A 21266-nucleotide genomic window follows, 5' to 3' on the forward strand; every position below is an offset into this window, starting at 1 on the left:
TGGGCACCAGATCCAAGAGCAGCTTCAAAAGGTTCTTGAGATTCTTCGAATGAAGCCACCGTTTCACGGTGGCTTTTTTCTTGTCCGTTCGAATCATCAAACGGGCAACGCGATCAGGTCGTGCCCCTCGGCGCCCACGATGCGCGCGCGCGTGAACTCCCCCACCTTGAGCGTCTTGCTGATCTTCTCGGGCGGCAGCAGCCGCACGGTGCCGTCGATCTCGGGCGCGTCGGCATAGGTGCGTCCCACGCCGCCCTTGCGCCCCATCGCCGGCGCGGAATCGACCAGCACCTGCATCGTCGCGCCCACGCGCTCCTGCAGCTTGGCGATCGACACCGCCTCGGCCACCTCCATGAAGCGCGCACGGCGCGCCTCGCGCTCGGCCTCGGGCAGCATGCCGGGAATGTCGTTGGCGGTGGCGCCCTCGACCGGACTGTAGGCAAAGCAGCCCGCGCGATCGATGCGCGCTTCGCGGATGAAGTCGAGCAGGTGCTCGAATTCCTCTTCCGTCTCACCGGGAAAACCGGCAATGAATGTGCTGCGGATCACGAGTTCCGGGCACACCTCGCGCCAGCGCGCGATGCGCTCGAGGTTCTTCTCGCCGCTGGCTGGACGCTTCATGCGGCGCAGCACATCGGGATGGCTGTGCTGCAGCGGCACGTCGAGGTAAGGCAGCACCTTGCCGCTGGCCATCAGCGGAATGACCTCGTCCACGCTCGGATAAGGGTAGACGTAGTGCAGCCGCACCCAGGCGCCATAGGGCTCGGCGATCTCGCCGAGCGTGCGCACCAGCTCGAGCATGCGGGTCTTGACCGGCTTGCCGTCCCAGAACCCGGTGCGGTACTTGACGTCCACGCCATAGGCCGAGGTGTCCTGGCTGATCACCAGCAGCTCCTTCACGCCGCCCTCGAACAGCGCCTTCGCCTCGCTCAGCACGTCGCCCACGGGCCGCGACACGAGGTCGCCGCGCATCGAAGGAATGATGCAGAAGGTGCAGCGGTGGTTGCAGCCCTCGCTGATCTTCAGGTAGGCATAGTGGCGCGGCGTGAGCTTGAGGCCCGCCACGCCGAAGCTGTTAGGCACCAGGTCGATAAAGGGATCGTGCGGCTTCGGCAGGTTGGCATGGACCGCATCCATCACCTCCTGCGTGGCATGCGGGCCCGTAACGGCCAGCACGCTGGGGTGCATCTGCTTGACCAGATTGCCGCCCTGGTCGCCGGTCTTGGCGCCCAGGCAGCCGGTGACGATCACCCGGCCGTTCTCGGCCAGCGCCTCGCCGATGGTGTCCAGGCTTTCCCGGACGGCATCGTCGATAAACCCGCAGGTGTTGACGATCACCAGGTCGGCGCCCTCGAAGGACTTGGCGGTCTGGTAGCCCTCGGCGCTCAGCTGCGTGAGGATCAATTCGGAATCGGTAAGGGCTTTGGGACAGCCCAGGCTCACGAAGCCGACCTTGGGGGCGGCCGTCGTGGCTGTTCTTTCGTGGGAGGCAACTTCGCTCATAGCCTCCTATTGTCCCAGCTATCCGGGACTACAGGTATTTCAGGGACGCTTGATGCCAAAGGCGCCCAATACCTGCTCGGTGCTTTTCTGCATCTGTTCCTGCATCTGCAGGAAGACATTCTTCGATTGCTCCACGTAGTTGCCCATCAGGCCCTGCAGCATCGGCGACTGCATGCTCATGAAGCGCGACCACATCTCGGGCGTCAGGCCCTCGGCCTTCTCGGCGAGCTGCGCCTGTACCTCGGTCATCGCCTGGATGTTCTTCTCGAGGTAGGGCGCCATGTAGCTCTGCATGGCCTGGCCATAGAAGCGGATGATGTTGGCCAGCACCTGCTCGGTGAACATCGGCGCGCCGCCCGCCTCTTCTTCGAGAATGATCTGCAGCAGGATGCTGCGCGTGAGGTCGTCGCCGGTCTTGGCATCGCGCACCACGAACTGGGCGCGCTCGATCACCAGTTGCTTGACCTCGGTCAGCGTGATGTAGGTGGACGTCTCGGTGTCGTAGAGCCTTCGGTTCGGGTACTTCTTGATCACACGCTGTACCGGCTTGACCCCGGACTTCTTGCTCTGCACTGCGGACTCCTTCACATGGACGCCCATGTCATCGGATGATTCTAGGGAGCGGTTTTGCTGCATCGCGACAAGGTTTACCCTGACCGCGCGCAACCGCCGGCCGCGCTTTCACTCGACGGCGGTGGCGTACTCCGCGCCGCAAGCCGCGCAGGCGGCCGATTCGGGCCGCTCCGCGGTCTCCTCGCGGAAGCGCAACGGGCTCTTGTGCCCGTAGACGACCCAGCAGCGCGGGCAATGCTCGTGGCCGGCCGTCGGCAGGTAGGCGCGGGCGCGCTGCTCGGCGCGCTCCTGCGTGACCGGCATGCCCTGCCGCGCGGCACGCTCGACCTCCCGCGCCGCCATGGTGTCGAGGCGGCCACCCGCACGGTCGTTGATGCCGTAGACGGCCCGCGCGAACTCGATCGGCGCCTGCTTCATCAGCGCGGCCAACCGCGCCTGCGCGCGCTCGCGATCCACCACGACCGGTCGCGCGCTCATCGGATGATCCCCGAGGGGAAATGGAAAGAAAAAAGGCTCTGCACGGCAGCCAAGTTAGCACAAGAAAATGGCCCGGTGGTTGCCTGCGGCGGCCATCCGAATGGGCGATTGCCACGGCGGGAAGCCGGCCGAATGTCCGGTTCGCCAACCCGGCGAATGGCCGATCCAGGGAATGGCGCTCGGTCGGACCTGGGCATCTCTGCGAAAACGATTCTACCCACGGGTAGGATCCTCTTTCGCTCCACTAGCCACAGCCCGCCTCGAGCGCCTAAACCCTAATCCACGAAGGACGCATCAGCGTCACGCAAGAATCACGGATGGGATGAAGAGGCAGGAGGTGAAGCTTCGGACTTCACTGCAAGGGGGGGAGAAGAATCTCCCCAAAATCTCCCGTTGTGCCTGAAGACTGGTCTTCTTCAGAGGGAGATTTGGTAGGCGCGATTGGACTCGAACCAACGACCCCCACCATGTCAAGGTGGTGCTCTAACCAGCTGAGCTACGCGCCTGCGATTGTTTCGAGAAGCTGAAAGTATAGCAGGAGAAATGGCCGTTTCCGGGGCGGCCGCCCCTTTTTCATCGGCGTCGCGCAGATCGAACGCCAGCCACTGCCGTGACCACGTTGAGCACCTGTGCGAGACGCGCCGCATCGGCGATCTCCACGGTGAAGGTCATCCATGCCGTGCCCTTGACCGACTGCGTCTGCACGCCGATCACGTTCATCTTCTCGCGCGCGAAGACATCGGAGATATCGCGCAGCAGGCCCTGTCGGTCGGCCGCCTCCACGGCGACGTCGACCGCATAGACCGGCGCCTCGCCCTTGGTCGCGCCCCACTCCACGTCGATCACGCGCTCGCCGTCGCGCGAGGCCATCGTGCGGAAGTTGCTGCAATCCACGCGGTGCACGCTCACGCCGTGGCCGCGCGTGACGAAGCCCGCGATGGCATCGGGTGGCGCCGGCTTGCAGCACTTCGCGAGCTGCGTCATCAGCGAAGACACGCCGACCACCAGCACGCCGCCCTTGCCCGCCTTCTCGCTCGCGCGCGGCTTCTTGATCTGCACGCCGTCGTCGGGATTGGCCGGCGGCTCGGGCGGACGCAGCAGCGTCTCGATGTTGCGCAGCGAGAACTCGTCCTTGCCGACCACTTCGAACAACTGGTCCGCCGACTTGAAACCCAGTTGCGATGCGAGGTCCTCGAGCCGCATGGCCGTGCGGCCTTCGCGCTGCAGCAGCTTCTCGACCGCCTCGCGGCCGCGCGCCACCGTCTCGTGCGTGATCTGCGCATTGAACCAGGCACGCACCTTGGCGCGCGCGCGATGGCTCGCGAGATAACCGAGCTCCGCATTGAGCCAGTCACGCGAAGGCCCGCCTTCCTTGGCCGCGATCACCTCCACCGTCTGCCCGTTCGACAGCGGCGTGTTGAGCGGCACCATCGCCCCGTCGACGCGCGCGCCGCGGCAGCGATGGCCCAGCGTGGTGTGCACCGTGTAGGCGAAGTCGACCGGCGTCGCGCCCTGCGGCAGTTCGACGATCGCCGCATCGGGCGTCAGCACGTAGATGCGGTCGTCGAACAGGCCCTGGCCCTGCAGGCCGCCCGACAGGTCGCGCTCCCACGCCAGCAGCTGGCGCAGCACCGCGATCTTGGCGTCGTACTCGCCGCTGGCCCACACGCCCGCGTAGCCCTTGTGGCCGGCTTCCTTGTAGGCCCAGTGCGCCGCCACGCCATGCTCGGCGTGGTCGTGCATTTCCTCGGTACGGATCTGGATCTCGATCGGCTTGCCCACCTGGCCGTCGACCAGCGCGCGCACCACGGTGTGCAGCGACTGGTAGCCGTTGGGCTTGGGCCGTGCGATGTAGTCGTCGAACTCCTCGTCGATCGGCTGGAAGTGCGAATGCACCCAGGCCAGCGCCGCGTAGCAGTCCTTCACGTCGGGCACCACCACGCGCAGCGCGAGGATGTCGAAGACCTGCGCGAAGTCGAGCGACTTGCCGCGCATCTTCTTGACGATGCTGTAGATGTTCTTCGGCCGCCCCTGCACGACGGCGCGGATGCCCTCGGAGTGCAGTTCGCTCTCGAGCCGCGAGCGCAACTGCTCGACGTAGCTCTCGCGTTCGATGCGCTTCTCGTCGAGCAGGCGCGCGATCAGCTTGTAGGTTTCGGGCTCGAGGAAGCGGAACGAGAGGTCCTCGATCTCCCACTTGACCTGCCAGATGCCGAGCCGGTTCGCGAGCGGCGCGAACACCTGCAGCGATTCGCGCGCCACACCCTCGGGCACCGGCTTCTTGCTGGCCGCCGCGTAGCGCAGCGTCTGCAGGCGCGAGGCCAGGCGCAGCATCACCACGCGCAGGTCGCGCGAGAACGCCAGCAGCATCTTGCGCACGTTCTCGGTCTGGGCGCCCGCGCCCTCGTTCTGGTGGGCGCGCGCCGCCGCGCGGGCCTGCTCCTGCACGCGCACGAGCTTGGTGGTTTCCACCGCCAGCGCCGCGAAGTTGTCGCCGAAGACCTTGGCGATGACTTCCTGCGGACGGTTGAGATGCGAACAGGCATAGACCAGGTAGCTCGCGCCCTGCATGGCCTCGGAGCCGCCCATCTTCTTGACGATGGCGGCCACCGCGTCGGCGTGCGCCAGCGCGTTCTCGCCGGTGTCGAGCAGTTCGTCGACGATCAGCGGCTCGGCGAAGGCGCGTGCGCGCGCGAGCATGTTCTCCATCACCGGCGAGCGCTCGGCGGTGGCGGCCGACAACGGATAGTCGACGACGATGCCGTCCGAAGCCGGCATCCCCTGAAGGCTGGAAGACTCGCGCTTCACGCCGCCCTCAATCGAACAGGAAGTCCACGACCACCGCGGCCTGCGCGGGATCGACGAAGGTCGGCGCATGGCCGACGCCCTCGAACTCGACCAGCGCCGCCTGCGGGCCGCGCTGCGTCATCGCGGTGACGGTCTCGCGCGACAGCAGATCGGACTGGGCGCCGCGCGTGACGAGCACGCGCGCCGTGATCGCGTCGTACAGGCTCCACATGATGGCGCCGCCCTGTGCCGCGGCTTCGGGCGTGATGGCACGCAGGCCGACCGCGAGCGCCGGGTCGTAATGCAGCATCCACGGACCGTCCGTGCCGGCCGGCGCATCGACCTTGGCCGTGCCATCGGCGCTGCGCTGCGAGGCCGGCACGACCATGGGCCGCGTCAGTTCGAGCCATTGTTCGGGCGTGTGCGGACCGAAGCTGGTGGAGATCGCCCACAGCGCATCGGCCGCCTGCTGCAGGCTGTCGTACCGGCCACCCTGCCCCACGTAGGCCGCGATGCGCTGGATCGCCGCCGCCTCGATGGTCGGGCCGACGTCGTTGACGACGAAGCGCCGCACCGGCGCCGGCAGCGGCAGTTCCTTGTGCCCGGCCAGCACGAAGCCGATCAGGCCGCCCATGCTGGTGCCCACGTAGTCGAGCGTCCGGATCGGATGCTGCTGCTGGAGCTGCGCGAGCAGCGCCACCATGTCGCCTGCGTACAGCGGCACCTGGTAGGCGGCCGGGTCGCGCAGCCAGTCGCTGGCGCCGCGGCCGGCCACGTCGGGGCAGACCACCCGCACCCGGCCTTGGGCGCGCGCCACGAGCGCACGGGCCAGCGCATCGAAATCGCGGCCCTGCCGGGTCAGGCCGTGCACGCAGAGCACCACGTGCGGGCTGCCCGCGTCGCCCCACTGCCAATAGGCCATGCGGTGGCCGCCGTGGGTGTCGTTGCACGCCACGTGGTGAAGCGTCGGTTCGGTCATGGAAACAGGGCCGTTCTGGTGCGGATAATCTTCTCGTCGCATCCTAATTCATCCGGAGATTCATCTTCATGCTCAAAGGCAAAACCGCTCTTGTCACGGGGTCCACCAGCGGCATCGGGCTCGCCATCGCCCAGTCCCTCGCCCAGCAGGGCGCCGACATCGTGCTCAACGGCTTCGGCGACGCCGAGGCGCCCAAGGCGCAGATCGCCGCGCTCGGCGTGCATGCCGAGTACCACGGCGCCGACATGAGCAAGCCCGACCAGATCGAGGACATGATGAAGTTCGCCGCCGCCAGGTTCGGCCGCGTCGACATCCTGGTCAACAACGCCGGCATCCAGCACGTGGCCAAGGTCGAGGACTTCCCGCCCGAACGTTGGGACGCGATCATCGCGATCAACCTCACGAGCGCCTTCCACACCACGCGGCTGGCGATTCCCGCGATGCGCGAAGCCAACTGGGGCCGCGTCATCAACATCGCCTCGGCCCACGGCCTGGTGGCATCGGCCCAGAAATCGGCCTACGTGGCGGCCAAGCACGGCATCGTCGGCTTCACGAAGTCGGTGGCGCTCGAGACCGCGACCACCGGCATCACGAGCAACGCGATCTGCCCGGGCTGGGTGCTGACGCAGCTGGTGCAAAAGCAGATCGACGACCGCGCGGCCCGAGAAGGCATCAGCGCCACGCAGGCGCAGAACGACCTGCTGGGCGAGAAGCAGCCCTCGCTGCAGTTCACCACCGTGGAACAGCTCGGCGGACTCGCCGTGTTCCTGTGCTCGCCCGCGGCCGACCAGGTGCGCGGCGTGGCCTGGCAGATGGACGGCGGCTGGACCGCGCAATAGGAAGAAACACGGGCGGAGCGCGCCAGGCGCTCCGCCCCGCAGCCCTTATTTGAGCTGCACCGATCCCGAGACGTTGACCACCACGCTGGTCTTGCCCGCCTCGATCGGCACCTGCGCGTCGGCCGAGAAGGACTTGGCCGACGCCGCCATCATGCGCGGACGGATCGGTCCGCCGTCGTTCGCATTCACCGACACCTCGCGCAGCGTGTAGCCCGCGAAGCCGAAGTTCTTCGACAGCTCGGTCGCCTTCTGCTTGAAGGCGTCGATCGCGAGCGTCTGCGCCTCGGCCTCGGTCTTGGCGCGCTGCTCGCGGCTCAGGCCGAAGCCCACGTTGCCGACGGTCAGCGTCGTGATGCGGCCGGCCGTCTGGGCGATGCGCGGGAAGTCGCGGCCCTCGAGCACGAGCTCGGCGGTGCCCTGCCAGCCGTTGATCTTGCCTTCGCGCGTGTAGCGCGGCGACAGGCTGAAGTTGCCGGTGCGCACGTCGAGCTGGCCGGCCTGCGCGTTCTTGCGCGCCTCGGTCAGCGCCGCGTCGAGCGCGGTCTTCAGCTGCGCCTGCACGCTGCCGGCATCGGTGCCGTCGCGCGTGGTCACGAGCGTCATGCTCAGCAGGTCCTGCTGCACCTCGACGGTTCCGTTGGCGCTGAGCTGCAGCACGTTCTGCGGCGGCGCCACGACGGCGTTCTGCGCCATGGCCGCGCCGGCCAGGCCGGCCCATGCGGCACACGCTGCGATCAAGGTGATGGTTCTTTTCAAGATTGGCTCTCCCAGGTTGTAGGTACGTCGATGACGTACGAGAAGAAGGCGGGCACTCGGTGCACCCGCCCTCGCGGCGCGAGCCATGGCTCGCGCACTGCGCTCAAGGTCGCTGGCTGCGCGGCGCGGGCAGGAGCCGCGCGGCCGGCATCGGCGCCGGCACGATGCGTTCGGCCGGCTGCGATTCTGCCGAATGCGCGGAGATGCCCGGCGTGCTCCACTGCCCGCGCACCTGCTGCCGCAATTCGTACAGCTCGGCCGGCGTGAGGCGGCGTCCCGCGATGGCTTCGCCGCGGCGCATCTCGTCGCGTTGTGCAGCGCGGTGCGCGGCCACCGCGGCCCGCAGATCGTAGCGGCGCCCATCGGCCACCCGAAGGAATTCGGCCGCCGAGATCGACGGCACACAGGCACACGCGAGCAGCAGCAAGGGTGTGGCGGATGAAAGAAATCTCTGCGCAAAAGTCATAGGGCAGAGGCACTGTGCCACCGCCACGCTTACATCGGATGACTGGACCGCGAGCGGTCGCAAGTTTTGTAACTTAGTGTCAGTCTCAAAGCAAATCCGGCTCAACCGGCTTCCAACACCTTCAGAATCGGCGCTGTTACAAATTCGACGTTGTAGAAATGACTCAAGTTCCCGCTCGCACCGACAAGATCGTGATCGTCGACGACGACGCCCGCATCCGCGACCTGCTTCGCCGCTACCTGACCCAGGAAGGCTTCGAGGTGATCGTGGCCGAGGACGGCAAGGCGCTCAACCGCATCCTGTTGCGCGACACGGTCGACCTGATCGTGCTCGACCTCATGATGCCCGGCGAAGACGGCCTGTCCATCTGCCGCCGGCTGCGCGCCGCCAACGACCGTACGCCGATCATCATGCTCACCGCCAAGGGCGAAGACGTCGACCGCATCGTCGGTCTCGAGGTCGGCGCCGACGACTACCTCGGCAAGCCCTTCAATCCGCGCGAACTGCTGGCGCGCGTGCACGCCGTGCTGCGCCGCCGTCCGCCGCTCGAGGCGCCCGGCGCGCCCTCGACCGAGAACGAGACCGTCACCTTCGGTCCCTTCACCTTCGACCTCGGCTCGCGCACGCTCAAGAAGGACGGCGAGGAACTCTCGCTGACCACCGGCGAGTTCGCGATGCTCAAGGCGCTGGTGCGCCACCCGCGCCAGCCGCTGTCGCGCGAGAAGCTGGCCCAGCTCGCGCGCGGCCGCGAGTTCGAGCCCTTCGACCGCAGCCTCGACGTGCAGATCTCGCGCCTGCGCAAGCTGGTCGAGTCCGACGCCGCGGCACCGCGCTACATCCAGACGGTGTGGGGCGTGGGCTACGTCTTCGTGCCGGACGGCACGGCCTGACGCGGCACCAGCGGTGGCCATCGGCCTCCCCTCCGGAAGAGAAGCCCCCCAGGAGGATGGCGCCCAGGTCACGATGCCCAGCCCGCTCGAGGGCGCGGCGCAGCGTGACCGGCGCCCCGGGCTCAAGCTCGGCTTCAGCCTGTTCTGGCGCACCTTCTTCCTGCTCGCCCTCCTGCTGATCGGCTGCACCGTCGCCTGGCTGCAGACCTTCCGCTCGCTCGAATACGAACCGCGCGCGATCCAGACCGCGCACCAGATCGCCTCGCTCGTGAACCTCACGCGCGCGGCGCTGGTGTACTCGGACGCGATCACGCGCGTGTCGCTGATCAAGACGCTGGCCGACCAGGAAGGCGTGCGCATCCTGCCGCGCGAACCCAACGACCGCGTGCAGCCCTACACCAGCGGCGCGCTCGACCAGCGCGTGACCGAGGAGCTGATCGACCAGCTCGGCGCCGGCACCACGGTGGCCAGCCGCGTCAACGACGAGGCCGGCCTGTGGATCGGCTTCACGATCGAGAGCGACACCTACTGGCTGCTGCTCGACCCCACGCGCTTCAGCCGCGTGGGCGGGCGCACCTGGCTGGTCTGGCTCAGCACCGCCATGGCGCTGTCGCTCGCGGGGGCGGCGCTGATCACGCGGCTCATCAACCTGCCGCTCAAGCAGCTCTCGCGCGCCACCATGCAGGTGCGCGAGGGCGAGTACGAGGCGCACCGGCTCGACGAGCGCGCGCGCACCAACGAGATCCGCGCGGTCAACATCGGCTTCAACCGCATGGCCGACCAGCTCGCCAAGATCGAGCAGGACCGCGCGATCATGCTGGCCGGCATCTCGCACGACCTGCGCACGCCGCTCGCGCGGCTGCGCCTCGAGACCGAGATGAGCGTGGCCGACGAGGACGCGCGCGACCACATGGCGGCCGACATCGCGCAGCTCGACGCGATCATCGACAAGTTCCTCGACTACGCGCGGCCTGACCATGTCGATCCCAAGCCGGTGCTGCTGCGCGACGTGGTCGACTCCTGCACCTACGCCGTGCAGGACTACGAGGAGATGAGCATCACGGTCGACGTGCCGCCCGACCTGCGCGTCATGGGCGACGAGGTCGAGCTCACGCGCGTGATCTCCAACCTGGTCGAGAACGCGCGCCGCTACGGCAAGACGCCCGCCACCGGCATCGCCGACGTGGTGATCCAGGCGCAGGCGAGCAACGACGCGGTGCTGATCAAGGTGCGCGACCGTGGCGCCGGCGTGGAGCCGGCCCAGCTCGCGCAGCTCACCAAGCCCTTCTTCCGCGGCGACGCGGCGCGCACCTCGGCCGCGGGCGCGGGCCTTGGCCTGTCGATCGTGGCGAAGAACATCGAGCGCATGGGCGGCACCTTCGCGCTCACCAGCACGCCGGGACGCGGCCTCGCGGCGCACATCCGCATGCCGCGCGCGATGCCGGTGCCGCCGCGGCCGGTGCAGCCGCCAGTCCGCAAGCTCTGAGAGAAAGAAGAAGTCGCGCGCTCAGCGGTGCAGCAGCACCACGGCGCGCGCTTCCATCGCGCGGCCCTCGCCCACCGGGCCCAGCTTCTCGGCCGTCTTGGCCTTCACGTTGACCTGCTCGCTCGCGATGCCCAGCGTCTGCGCGATGCGCTCGCGCATGGGCGGGATGTGCGGCGCCAGCTTCGGCGCCTGCGCGATCACGGTGCTGTCGACGTTGCCGATCTGCCAGCCCTCGGCGCGCACGCGGCGCGCCGCTTCGGCCAGCAGCACGGCCGAGTCGGCGCCACGGAACTGCGCGTCGGTGTCCGGAAAATGCCGGCCGATGTCGCCCAGGCCCGCGCCGCCGAGCAGCGCGTCGGTGATCGCATGCAGCAGCACGTCGGCATCGGAATGGCCGAGCAGGCCCGTGACATGCGGCACCTCGATGCCGCCGAGGATCAGCTTGCGCCCCGCCACCAGTTGATGGACGTCCCAGCCCTCGCCGACGCGGATGTTGAAGGCCCCGTTCATGCGAGCACCTTCTTGCGCGCCAGCAGCAACGCCTCGGCCAGCGCGAAGTCCTCGGGGTAGGTGACCTTGAAGTTCTGCGCGCTGCCCGGCACCAGCAGCGGCGTCAGCCCGACCGCCTCGATCGCGCCGGCCTCGTCGGTCACCGCGTCGCCGGCACGCTCCAAGGCGTCGAGCAGCATGCCGATGCGGAACATCTGCGGCGTCTGCGCGAGCCACTTGTCGGCGCGCGGCAGGGTCTGCGCCACACGGCTGTCAGCGGTCGACACCTTGAGCGTGTCGGCCAGCCGGTGCGCCAGCAGGCCGCCGACGGCATCGTGCTCGCAGGCCGCGATCAGCGCCTCGATCTGGCTCGGCGTCACGAGGCAGCGCGCCGCATCGTGCACCAGCACCCAGTCGTGCGCGCCGGCGCCCTTCTGCCGCAGCGCCAGCAGGCCGTTGCGCACCGAGGCCGCGCGCGTCACGCCGCCCACGCGCAGCAGGTGCTCGTCCTGCTGCGGAAAGAGCGGCAGCGCGGCATCCACGTCGCGGTCCTCGGGCGCCACCACCAGCGCGATGCCGGCGAAGCGCCCGTTCAGCGCGCGGAAGGCCTCCAGCGTGTGCGCCACCATCGGCGCCCCGGCCAGCCGCCGGTACTGCTTCGGCTGCGGGGACTGCGCATGGCCGGCACGGTGGCCGGAACCGGCGCACGGGATCAGCACGAAGAGGCGGGAAGAAGACATGGTGCGGCAGACAGTCGGCCAGTGTGCCGACAAGCAGAAGAAGGGCCGCCATTCTAGAATCGACCCCATTGCACACCCCTCGCCAGTCGGCGCGGGGTGTTGTGCATTTCCAGCAAGCCTTTATGGACCTCCCCCACCTCACGGCGAGCAAGCGCTTCACGCTGCCGCGCCCCCCGCTGTCGGCTGATGCACTGCTGCTGGCCCAGCTCGCGCGGCGCGAAAAGTCCGCGGGCCGCGCCACGGCCATGTTCACGGCCGATGCCAACGACGCCCAGCGCCTGATCGACGAGATCGCCTTCTTCGCGCCCGAGCTGCGCTGCGCGCTGTTCCCCGACTGGGAGACGCTGCCCTACGACAGCTTCTCGCCGCACCAGGACCTGATCAGCGAGCGCCTGGCCACCCTGTGGCGCATCAGCCAGAAGGAAGCCGACGTGGTGCTGGTGCCGGCCACCACCGCGCTCTACCGGCTGGCGCCGCCGTCCTTCCTCGCGGGCTACACCTTCCATTTCAAGACCAAGCAGAAGCTGCAGGACGCCAAGCTCAAGGCGCAGCTCACGCTGGCCGGCTACACCCACGTCACGCAGGTGGTGAGCCCGGGCGAGTACGCGGTGCGCGGCGGCCTGATCGACCTGTTCCCGATGGGTTCGCCGGTGCCCTACCGGGTCGACCTGTTCGACGACGAGATCGACTCGATCCGCACCTTCGACCCCGACACCCAGCGCAGCCTCTACCCGGTGCCCGAGGTGCGGCTGCTGCCGGGCCGCGAGTTCCCGATGGACGACGACGCGCGCGCGCGCTTTCGCGGCCGCTGGCGCGAGCTGCTCGAGGGCGATCCGACCAAGAGCCGCATCTACAAGGACATGGGCAACGGCGTCGCCACCGCCGGCATCGAGTACTACCTGCCGCTGTTCTTCGACGAGACGGCGACCGTGTTCGACTACCTGGGACCCGACACCACCGTGGTGCTGCACGGCGAGCTCGAGCCCGCGTTCCAGCACTTCTGGCAGGACACCGGCGAGCGCTACCGCCTGGTGCGCGGCGACCCCGAGCGCCCGGCGCTGCCGCCGGAGGCGCTGTTCCTCAACGCCGAGCAGTTCTACCAGCGCGTGAAGCCGCATGCGCAGCTCTCGATCCGCTCGACCGCCGACGCCGCGCCCTTCGCCGAGTTCGACACCCTGCCCGCCTTCTCGGTGGTGCGCGGCGCCGACGATCCGCTGGTGCGGCTCAAGGCCCACATCGCCACCACGCCGCACCGCGTGCTGATGATCGCGGAAAGCGACGGCCGGCGCGAGAGCCTGCTCGACTTCCTGCGCGCCAGCGGCGTGAGCCCGCCGGCCTTCGATTCGCTGGCCGAGTTCGAGGCCGCGGCCGACGAAAAGATCGGCATCGCCACCGCCGCGCTGGCGGCCGGCTTCGCCTGGCGCGAACAGGGCATCGACTTCGTCACCGAGACCGAGTTGTTCGCCACCGGCAGCACCGGCCGGCGCCGCAACAAGAAGCAGGAACAGGTCAGCGACGTCGAGGCGCTGATCAAGGACCTGTCCGAGCTCAACGTGGGCGACCCGGTGGTGCACTCCGCGCACGGCATCGGCCGCTACCGCGGCCTGATCCACATGGACCTGGGCCAGGGCAGCGATGCCGAGGGCAAGCCGCTGCTGCAGGAGATGCTGCACCTGGAGTACGCCGACAAGGCCACGCTCTACGTGCCCGTGAGCCAGCTGCACCTGGTGAGCCGCTACACCGGCGTCAGCGCCGACGAGGCGCCGCTGCACAAGCTCGGTTCGGGCCAGTGGGACAAGGCCAAGCGCAAAGCCGCCGAGCAGGTGCGCGACTCGGCCGCCGAGCTGCTCAACATCTACGCGCGCCGCGCAGCGCGCGAGGGCCATGCCTTCCGCTACTCGCCGGCCGACTACGAGGTGTTCGCCAACGACTTCGGTTTCCAGGAAACCGCCGACCAGAAGGCCGCGATCCATGCCGTGGTGCAGGACATGATCTCGCCGCAGCCGATGGACCGCCTCGTTTGCGGCGACGTCGGCTTCGGCAAGACCGAGGTCGCGCTGCGCGCCGCCTTCATCGCGGTCACCGGCGGCAAGCAGGTGGCCTTCCTCGCGCCCACCACGCTGCTGGCCGAGCAGCACTACCAGACGCTGGTCGACCGCTTCGCCAAATGGCCGGTGAAGGTGGCCGAGATGAGCCGCTTCCGTTCGACCAAGGAAATCACGACCGCCGCCAAGGGGCTGGCCGAGGGCACGGTCGACATCGTGGTCGGCACCCACAAGCTGCTCTCGGAGTCGGTCAAGTTCAAGAACCTCGGGCTGCTGATCATCGACGAGGAGCACCGCTTCGGCGTGCGCCATAAAGAGGCCATGAAGGCGCTGCGCGCCGAGGTCGACGTGCTCACGCTCACCGCCACGCCGATCCCGCGCACGCTGGGCATGGCGCTCGAGGGCCTGCGCGACCTCAGCGTGATCGCCACCGCGCCGCAGCGCCGGCTCGCGATCAAGACCTTCGTTCGCAACGAGGGCACCGGCGTGATCCGCGAGGCCGTGCTGCGCGAGCTCAAGCGCGGCGGCCAGGTCTACTTCCTGCACAACGAGGTCGAGACCATCGAGAACCGGCGCCAGAAGCTCGAGGAGATCCTGCCCGAGGCGCGCATCGCCGTCGCCCATGGCCAGATGCCCGAGCGCGAACTCGAGCGCGTGATGCGCGACTTCGTGGCCCAGCGCTACAACCTGCTGCTGTGCTCGACCATCATCGAGACCGGCATCGACGTGCCGACCGCCAACACCATCGTGATGAGCCGCGCCGACAAGTTCGGCCTGGCGCAGCTGCACCAGCTGCGCGGCCGCGTCGGCCGTTCGCACCACCAGGCCTATGCCTACCTCATGGTGCCCGACACCGAGGGCCTGACCAAGCAGGCGGCGCAGCGGCTCGACGCGATCCAGCAGATGGAGGAACTGGGCTCGGGCTTCTACCTCGCGATGCACGACCTCGAGATCCGCGGCACCGGCGAGGTGCTCGGCGAGAACCAGAGCGGCAACATGATGGAGATCGGCTTCCAGCTCTACAACGAGATGCTCAGCGAGGCCGTGCGCTCGCTCAAGGCCGGGCAGGAGCCCGACCTGCTGTCGCCGCTGTCGGTCACGACCGAGATCAACCTGCACGCCCCCGCCCTGCTGCCCGACGACTACTGCGGCGACGTCCACCTGCGGCTGTCGTTCTACAAGAAGCTCGCCACCGCGAAGAACCCCGACCAGATCGACACCCTGCTGGAGGAGATCGTCGACCGCTTCGGCAAGCTGCCGCCGCAGGCCCAGACCCTGATCGACACCCACCGCCTGCGCGTGCTCGCGCGGCCCTACGGCGTTGTCAAGGTCGATGCGGCGCCCGGCGTCATCAACATCACCTTCAAGAAGGATCCGCCGGTCGACTCGATGGCGATCATCCACCTGATCCAGAAGAACAAGCACATCAAGCTGGCGGGCAACGAGAAGCTGCGCATCGAGCGCGAGCTCAAGGAGCCGAAGGAGCGGGCGCAGATGGTGCGCGATGTGTTGCGCAGCCTGGGGCAGCCGCTGGTCAAGGAAAGCCCCACGGCCGTCGTATAAGTGCCAGCCACTTATATAATTGCCGATGTAATTTTTCGGGAGATCCGCCATGTCCCAAATCACGATCTACCTGGACGAAGAGTCCGAGAAAACAGCGCGCGCGGCAGCGGCGGCGGCGAACCTGCCCTTGAGCCGCTGGTTCGCCCTGCTGGTGGCGCGTGAAGGGCAGCGCGGCAAGAAGACCGGTTGGCAGAGCTTCTTTGCCGAAGCCGACAAGCAGAAAGCCGCCTGGGACGAATTCCCCCTGACCGAGGACATGCACAAGGACCTGCCTCCCGATACGCCGCGCGAGTCCTTGTGAAGTACCTGCTGGACACCAACACCCTCATCTACGCCTTTCGCGGCACGGGCGGTGTGCGCGTGCGCATGAATGGCACGAGCGATGCGGACATGAATCTGTGTGCCATCAATCTGTTCGAACTCGAGTTCGGTTTCGCCAAGTCCGCCAACCCGGGCCCGCAGCGTGCGCTGCTCGACGAGCTGGTGCAGCGCCTGCGCGTCCTGCCCCTGGACAGCGCGAGCGCGGAATCGGCCGGACAGATCAAGGCCCACCTCCAACAGGCCGGTACGCCGATAGGCCCCTATGACCTGCTCATCGCGGGCATCGCGATGGCGCACAACCTGATCGTCGTCAGCCGCAACGTCAGCGAGTTCTCGCGCGTGCCCGGCCTGCGCGTCGAGAACTGGTATCACTGAATGACCCTTGCCCCCTCCTCCCCCGGCCTCGTCCTCCAGCGCTTCACGCCGCCGCTCGCCCTCCAGGACTTCAAGCTCATCGCCTTCGACATGGACTCGACGCTGATCAGCATCGAGTGCATCGACGAGATCGCCGACGCGGTCGGCAAGAAGGCCGAGGTGGCCGCGATCACCGAGGCCACGATGCGTGGCGAGATCAAGGACTTCAAGGAAAGCCTGCGTCGCCGCGTCGCGTTGCTGAAGGGCGTGCCGGTCGGCGCGCTGCAGCAGGTCTACGACGAGCGGCTCAGGCTCAACCCCGGCGCGGCCGAACTGGTGGCGGCCTGCAAGGCGGCGGGCCTCAAGGTGCTGCTGGTCTCGGGCGGCTTCACCTTCTTTGCCAACCGCGTGAAGGAGCGCCTGGGCATCGACTTCGCGCGCTCGAACCTGCTCGACGAGGCCGACGGCCAGCTCACGGGCCAGGTCGCGATGCAGAGCTGGGGCGATATCTGCGACGGCGCCGAGAAGCGCCGCACCCTGCTCGAGGTGGCTTCGCTGATGGGCATCTCGGCGCAGGAATGCATCGCGGTGGGCGACGGCGCCAACGACCTGCCGATGATGGGCGAGGCCGGGCTGTCGGTGGCCTATCACGCCAAGCCCAAGGTGCGCGAGCAGGCGATGGTGGCAATCAACGAAGGCGGGCTCGACCGCCTGCTCGAGGTCGTCCGGCCCTGACCGGTCAGGCCGGGCTGCCGGCCGCCGGCGACCTGGCAGCGGTGCCCAGCAGCCGCTCGCGCATCGACGGCACCACGGTGTCGGCCGCGCGCTCGAGCTGCTCCACCAGGCCGCCCACGCCGACCGCGAAGCGCGCGCCCGAGGCGCTCGAGGCCGAGCCCAGCGCGATGATGCCGATGCCCTCGGTGACCACGCCGCGCGAGAACGCATAGCCGCGCTCGCGCGTCTCCTGCACGCGCGCCTTCACGTAGTCGGCATCGACGTCCTGCCCGCCGGGCTTGAGGCGCGCATTGCTGCGATGGATGGTGCGCGCCACGTGGTCGTCGCTGCTGGCCGCGAGCAGCGCCCAGCCGGTGCCCGACATGCACAGCAGCCGGCGCGTGCCGGGCTGCACGTTGAACTGGATCGCGCGGCTGCCGAAGATCACGTGCACGTATTGCGCGTAGATGTCGTTCTCGACCGCGAGGATGGCGGTGAAGCCGGTCTCGCGCGCGATGTCGCCGAGCACGGTGAGCAGCTGCCCGCCCTGGAACATCGAGTCCATCACCCAGTCGCCGATCGAGGCCAGGCGCGGCGTGGCGAGGTAGGCGCGCAGCGAGGAGTCGTAGCGCAGGTAGCCCAGCGTGGCGACGCTCTTGAGCAGCACCTGCGCGCTCGACAGCGGGTAGCCGAGCCGCTCGGAAATCTCGCGCACCGTCACCGGCCGCCGCACCTCCCGCAGGTACTCGAGCACCTGAAACACCCGCCCCGCCGTCTTGATGACCGATTGCTCCACTTCATGTTCTCCGCGGTCCCAGCCGGCATGTTGCGCGCTCGACCGCCCGGGCCGGACCGCGCGCGATGCTACTGCAACTCGATGCCGGTGATGCCCATCAGCCGCTTCCAGCGCTCGATCTCCTCGGCCTGGTAGCGGCGCAGCTCGGGCGCCGAGGACATGATCAGTTCGGTGCCCTGCTTGCGGTAGTAGGCCTGGATCTCGGGTGTCTGCGCGGCCTTGGCGAACAGCGCGCCGAGCCGCTCGAGCGCGGCCGGCGGCGCCTTCGAACTCACGGCGGCGGCAACCCAGTTGAACGCGAGGTAGTCGGGATAGCCGGCCTCGCCGACGGTGGGCACCTCGGGCAGCACGATCGAGCGCTTGGGCGCGGTGAAGGCCAGCGGCCGCACGCGGCCCGAGCGCGCGAGCTCGTTGGCGCCGGTGGCATCGACCACGGCGAAATCGACCTCGCCCGTGAGCACCGCGTTGACGGCCTCGCCCGCGCCCTTGTAGTTGATGCCGGCGGTCTTGATCTTCGCCATTTCGTTGAACCACTCGGAGTAGAGCGTGTACGACATGGAGCCGCTCGCGTAGTTGAGCTTGCCCGGCCGCTTGCGCGCATCGGCCACGAGGTCGGCCAGCGAACGGTGGGCCGAGGCGGCCGGCACGATGACCAGGCAGGCGCCGCGCGACAGCAGCGTGATCGGCGCGAAGTCGGCAATCGGGTCGTAGGGCAGCTTGCGGAAGGTGGCGGCGTTGGTGGTCAGCGTCGAGTTGCTGCCGATGAACACCGTGTGGCCGTCGTGCGGCGGATTCAGCGCCGTCTGCACGCCGATGAAACCGTTGCCGCCGGGCTTGTTCTCCACCGTCACCGCCTGGCCCGAAAGGTCGCCGATGCTCTTGGCGAACAGGCGCGCCGTGATGTCGGTGCCGCTGCCGGGCGGGAACGGCACGATGAAGCGCATGGCGTGCGAGGGAAAGGCCTGCGCCTGCGCGAGGGTGGGCAAGCCCGCGGCACCGGCCAGCGCCGCACCGGTGCCGAGCAGCAGCCGGCGGCGGTCGCGAGAGAAATCACTCATGGGGTCGTCTCCTGGTTTCCTGTCTTCAGCGCCGCGAGCCCAAGAGCTCGCGCGCCACCACCCAGCGATGCACCTCGCTGGGTCCTTCGTAGATGCGCATCAGCCGGGTCTCGTTGGCCATCTGCTGCAGCGGCATTTCCTTGGTCATGCCCATGGCACCGAAGACCTGCATCGCCATGTCGATCACGTCCCAGGCCATCTCGGTGGCGTAGACCTTGATCATCGAGACCTGCGAGCGCGCCTCCTCGCCGCGGTCGATGCGCGCGGCGGCCTCGTAGGTCATGAGGCGGCAGGCATGGATGCGGGTGGCGGCATCGGCCACGCCCCACTGCACGCTCTGGCGGTCGGACAGCAGCGCACCGAAGGTCTTTCGCATCGGCGCGTACTCGCAGACCATGTCGAGCGCGCGCTGGGCGCGGCCGATGCACCAGGCCGCCATCTGCACGCGCCGGCTCGACAGCCGCGCCTGCATCGGCGCGAAGCCCTGCCCTTCCTTGCCCAGCAGCTGGCCGGCGCCGACACGGCAGTCCTGCAGCACCACCTCGTAAGTCGACACGCCGCCGAGCATCGGGATGCGGCGCTCGACGATGAAGCCCGGCGTGTCCTTGTCGACGATGAAGGCCGAGATGCCGCCGCGCGAGCCGAGCGCCTTGTCGGTCACGGCCATCACGATGGTCCAGTCGGCGCGCGCGGCGCGGCTGATCCAGATCTTGCGGCCGTTGAGCACCCAGTTGCCCTGCGCGTCGCGCTCGGCGCGCGTGCCCATCGCCGACGGATCGGCGCCCGCGCCGGGCTCGGAGATGGCGATCGCCGAGACCGTCTCGCCGCGCGCATAGGGCGCGAGATAGCGCTCGGTCTGCGCCGCGTCGGCCGTCTTCAGCAACATGCGCAGGTTCGGCGAATCGGGCGGCAGGTCGTAGGGCACGACGGTCTTGCCGAGCTCCTCGTTGACCCCGACCATCGCCGTCACCGGCAGGTCGGAGCCGCCGAGTTCGGCCGGCGCATCGAGCCCCCAGAGGCCGAGCTCGCGCGAGAGCGCATCGAGCCGCTCGTGCTCCTCGGGCATCAGCATCAACTGCCCGCCCTCGGCCTCGCGTTTCAGCACCGCCGGCTCCAGCGGCAGCAGCTCGTCGCGCACGAAACGCGCGACCAGGTCCTTGAGCATGCGGTGCTCGTCGTCGAGTTCGAAGTTCATGCCCCGCCCCTCACTCGCCGGCCACCGCGCGGCCGGCCTTGAGCCGCGCGATGGCTTCCTCGCCGAGGCCGGCCTCGCGCAGGATCTCGCTGGTGTGCTGCCCCACCGTGGGCGCCTGGCGATACACGCGGGTCGGCGTGGCAGAGAAGCGCGCCGTGGGCCGCAGCTGGCGGATCGGCCCTTCGGTCGGATGCTGCGCGTCCTCGAACAGGCCCACGGCCTTCAGGTGCGGATGCGCGGGCAGGTCGTCGAGCGCATAGATCGGCGTGGCCGGGATGTCGAGCTTCTCGCACAGCGCCATCCACTCGGCCGTGGTCTTCAGCGGCGACAGCTCCCGCAAGTGGCCGTAGAGCGCGCGCACCTGCGCGTTGCGCTCCTGCCGGTTGGCGATGCTGTAGCGCTCGGCCAGCTCGGGCTGGCCGACCTCGACGAAGAAGGCCTGCCAATGGCGTTCCGTGTAGGGCAGCATGCTGATCCAGCCGTCGCGCGTGCGCGCCGGCTTGCGCCCGCCCTCGAGCAGCCGCGGATAGCCGGCCTTCACCGTCGAACCCTGGAAGGTCATGCCGCCCATGTGCTCGGCCAGCACGAAGGCCGCCATGGTCTCGAGCATCGGCACCTCGACGTACTGGCCCTGCCCGCTGCGCTCGCGGTGCAGCAGCGCGGCCAGCACCGCGTTGCAGACCGCGAGGCCGGTGGTCTTGTCGGCGATCAGGCTGGGCGTGTAGTCGGGCTGCTCGCGCCCCACCGAGCCCACGCCCACCAGCCCGCAGGCGGCCTGGATGATGTCGTCGAAGGCCGGCTTGTCGCGGTGCGGGCCGTCCTGGCCGAAGCCGGTGGCGGCGCAATACACCACCTTGGGATTGAGCTTCGCCACCGCCTCGTAGCCGAGCCCGAGGCGCTCGACCGCGGCCACGCGCATGTTGTGCACCACCACGTCCACCTGCGGGATCAGCGCGCGCAGCGCGGCCACGCCCTCGGGCGACTTGAGGTCGACCGCGAGCGAGCGCTTGTTGCGGTTCACGGCCAGGAAGATCGAGCTCATGCCCGGGTGCTGCGAGATGCCGTTGGCGCGCATCATGTCGCCCTCGGGCGGCTCGACCTTGATCACGTCGGCGCCGTAGTCGGCCAGCATCTGGGTGGCCAGCGGGCCGAGCACCACGGCCGTGAGGTCGAGCACGCGGATGCCCTGGAGCGGGCCCGAGGGCGCGTTGGAAGTCGTATCGGTCATAGAGAGA

The 21266-nt window shown here is 68.6% G+C and carries 20 protein-coding genes and 1 tRNA gene; 7 read left to right on the plus strand and 14 right to left on the minus strand.

Going from position 1 to position 21266, the window contains the following annotated elements; all coding sequences use genetic code 11:
• Window positions 1–96 precede the first annotated feature (96 nt).
• From rimO to AC07RM_RS15770, 6 genes are all read right to left on the minus strand, one after another.
• On the minus strand, window positions 97–1503 hold the full coding sequence (gene rimO, locus AC07RM_RS15745) for a 30S ribosomal protein S12 methylthiotransferase RimO (protein ID WP_495335129.1): 1407 nt from the start codon (window positions 1501–1503) through the stop codon (window positions 97–99).
• A gap of 39 nt (window positions 1504–1542) precedes the next feature.
• Window positions 1543–2103, minus strand: a complete 561-nt coding sequence (gene phaR, locus AC07RM_RS15750) for a polyhydroxyalkanoate synthesis repressor PhaR (RefSeq protein ID WP_057591651.1) — start codon at window positions 2101–2103, stop codon at window positions 1543–1545.
• 81 nt (window positions 2104–2184) lie between these two features.
• The gene (locus tag AC07RM_RS15755) at window positions 2185–2553 is read right to left on the minus strand and encodes a hypothetical protein (protein WP_495335130.1); all 369 of its coding nucleotides are present in this window, start codon (window positions 2551–2553) and stop codon (window positions 2185–2187) included.
• A 429-nt stretch (window positions 2554–2982) separates the two neighbouring features.
• A tRNA-Val gene (locus AC07RM_RS15760) sits at window positions 2983–3059 on the minus strand.
• 67 nt (window positions 3060–3126) lie between these two features.
• Window positions 3127–5331, minus strand: a complete 2205-nt coding sequence (locus tag AC07RM_RS15765) for a RelA/SpoT family protein (RefSeq protein ID WP_371268788.1) — start codon at window positions 5329–5331, stop codon at window positions 3127–3129.
• Between the two features lie 37 nt (window positions 5332–5368).
• Window positions 5369–6319 carry an alpha/beta fold hydrolase gene (locus AC07RM_RS15770; RefSeq protein ID WP_495335131.1) on the minus strand — a complete coding sequence of 317 codons (951 nt, stop codon included), beginning with the start codon at window positions 6317–6319 and terminating at the stop codon, window positions 5369–5371.
• Between the two features lie 68 nt (window positions 6320–6387).
• On the opposite strand from AC07RM_RS15770, the gene AC07RM_RS15775 reads away from it, so the two are divergent.
• Entirely contained in the window at window positions 6388–7158 is a 771-nt protein-coding gene (locus AC07RM_RS15775; RefSeq protein WP_495335132.1) for a 3-hydroxybutyrate dehydrogenase, read from the plus strand.
• A 45-nt stretch (window positions 7159–7203) separates the two neighbouring features.
• Here the strand turns inward: AC07RM_RS15775 and AC07RM_RS15780 are convergent, their stop codons facing one another.
• Complete coding sequence (locus tag AC07RM_RS15780) at window positions 7204–7914, minus strand: SIMPL domain-containing protein (protein ID WP_495335133.1); 711 nt, start codon at window positions 7912–7914, stop codon at window positions 7204–7206.
• A gap of 103 nt (window positions 7915–8017) precedes the next feature.
• Entirely contained in the window at window positions 8018–8341 is a 324-nt protein-coding gene (locus AC07RM_RS15785; protein WP_256222452.1) for a hypothetical protein, read from the minus strand.
• A 197-nt stretch (window positions 8342–8538) separates the two neighbouring features.
• Here AC07RM_RS15785 and ompR point away from each other — a divergent pair, with 197 nt between their 5' ends.
• Window positions 8539–9270 carry an osmolarity response regulator transcription factor OmpR gene (ompR, locus tag AC07RM_RS15790; RefSeq protein ID WP_093342288.1) on the plus strand — a complete coding sequence of 244 codons (732 nt, stop codon included), beginning with the start codon at window positions 8539–8541 and terminating at the stop codon, window positions 9268–9270.
• A gap of 73 nt (window positions 9271–9343) precedes the next feature.
• A complete protein-coding gene (locus AC07RM_RS15795; RefSeq protein WP_093342290.1) occupies window positions 9344–10756 on the plus strand; it encodes a sensor histidine kinase family protein in 1413 nt (470 codons plus the stop codon).
• Window positions 10757–10777: 21 nt separating this feature from the next.
• Here the strand turns inward: AC07RM_RS15795 and ispF are convergent, their stop codons facing one another.
• Window positions 10778–11266 carry a 2-C-methyl-D-erythritol 2,4-cyclodiphosphate synthase gene (ispF, locus tag AC07RM_RS15800; RefSeq protein WP_495335134.1) on the minus strand — a complete coding sequence of 163 codons (489 nt, stop codon included), beginning with the start codon at window positions 11264–11266 and terminating at the stop codon, window positions 10778–10780.
• Window positions 11263–11985: a 2-C-methyl-D-erythritol 4-phosphate cytidylyltransferase gene (ispD, locus tag AC07RM_RS15805; RefSeq protein WP_495335135.1), complete on the minus strand. Its 723-nt coding sequence runs from the start codon at window positions 11983–11985 to the stop codon at window positions 11263–11265. Before ispD ends, ispF begins: the two co-directional genes overlap by 4 nt.
• A 122-nt stretch (window positions 11986–12107) precedes the next feature.
• Between ispD and mfd the strand changes: the two genes are divergently transcribed.
• The 4 genes from mfd to serB are packed head-to-tail and all read left to right on the plus strand — an operon-like array spanning window position 12108 to window position 17003.
• Entirely contained in the window at window positions 12108–15593 is a 3486-nt protein-coding gene (mfd, locus tag AC07RM_RS15810) for a transcription-repair coupling factor (protein ID WP_495335136.1), read from the plus strand.
• A 49-nt stretch (window positions 15594–15642) separates the two neighbouring features.
• On the plus strand, window positions 15643–15894 hold the full coding sequence (locus AC07RM_RS15815; protein ID WP_143129128.1) for a CopG family transcriptional regulator: 252 nt from the start codon (window positions 15643–15645) through the stop codon (window positions 15892–15894).
• Entirely contained in the window at window positions 15891–16289 is a 399-nt protein-coding gene (locus tag AC07RM_RS15820; RefSeq protein WP_203201221.1) for a type II toxin-antitoxin system VapC family toxin, read from the plus strand. The genes AC07RM_RS15815 and AC07RM_RS15820 overlap by 4 nt, the downstream gene beginning before the upstream one ends.
• Window positions 16290–17003, plus strand: a complete 714-nt coding sequence (gene serB, locus AC07RM_RS15825; RefSeq protein ID WP_490876036.1) for a phosphoserine phosphatase SerB — start codon at window positions 16290–16292, stop codon at window positions 17001–17003. It abuts the gene before it with no gap.
• A 4-nt stretch (window positions 17004–17007) separates the two neighbouring features.
• Here the strand turns inward: serB and AC07RM_RS15830 are convergent, their stop codons facing one another.
• The 4 genes from AC07RM_RS15830 to AC07RM_RS15845 form a co-directional block, all read right to left on the minus strand.
• Complete coding sequence (locus AC07RM_RS15830; protein ID WP_057591639.1) at window positions 17008–17778, minus strand: IclR family transcriptional regulator; 771 nt, start codon at window positions 17776–17778, stop codon at window positions 17008–17010.
• 68 nt (window positions 17779–17846) lie between these two features.
• The gene (locus AC07RM_RS15835; protein WP_495335137.1) at window positions 17847–18836 is read right to left on the minus strand and encodes a Bug family tripartite tricarboxylate transporter substrate binding protein; all 990 of its coding nucleotides are present in this window, start codon (window positions 18834–18836) and stop codon (window positions 17847–17849) included.
• Window positions 18837–18861: 25 nt separating this feature from the next.
• Complete coding sequence (locus tag AC07RM_RS15840) at window positions 18862–20031, minus strand: acyl-CoA dehydrogenase family protein (protein WP_261210668.1); 1170 nt, start codon at window positions 20029–20031, stop codon at window positions 18862–18864.
• A 10-nt stretch (window positions 20032–20041) separates the two neighbouring features.
• Window positions 20042–21259, minus strand: coding sequence for a CaiB/BaiF CoA transferase family protein (locus AC07RM_RS15845; protein ID WP_495335138.1), 1218 nt, complete (start codon window positions 21257–21259; stop codon window positions 20042–20044).
• Window positions 21260–21266: the final 7 nt, after the last annotated feature.

The sequence above is a fragment of the Variovorax sp. GW821-FHT09B05 genome (assembly GCF_059418265.1).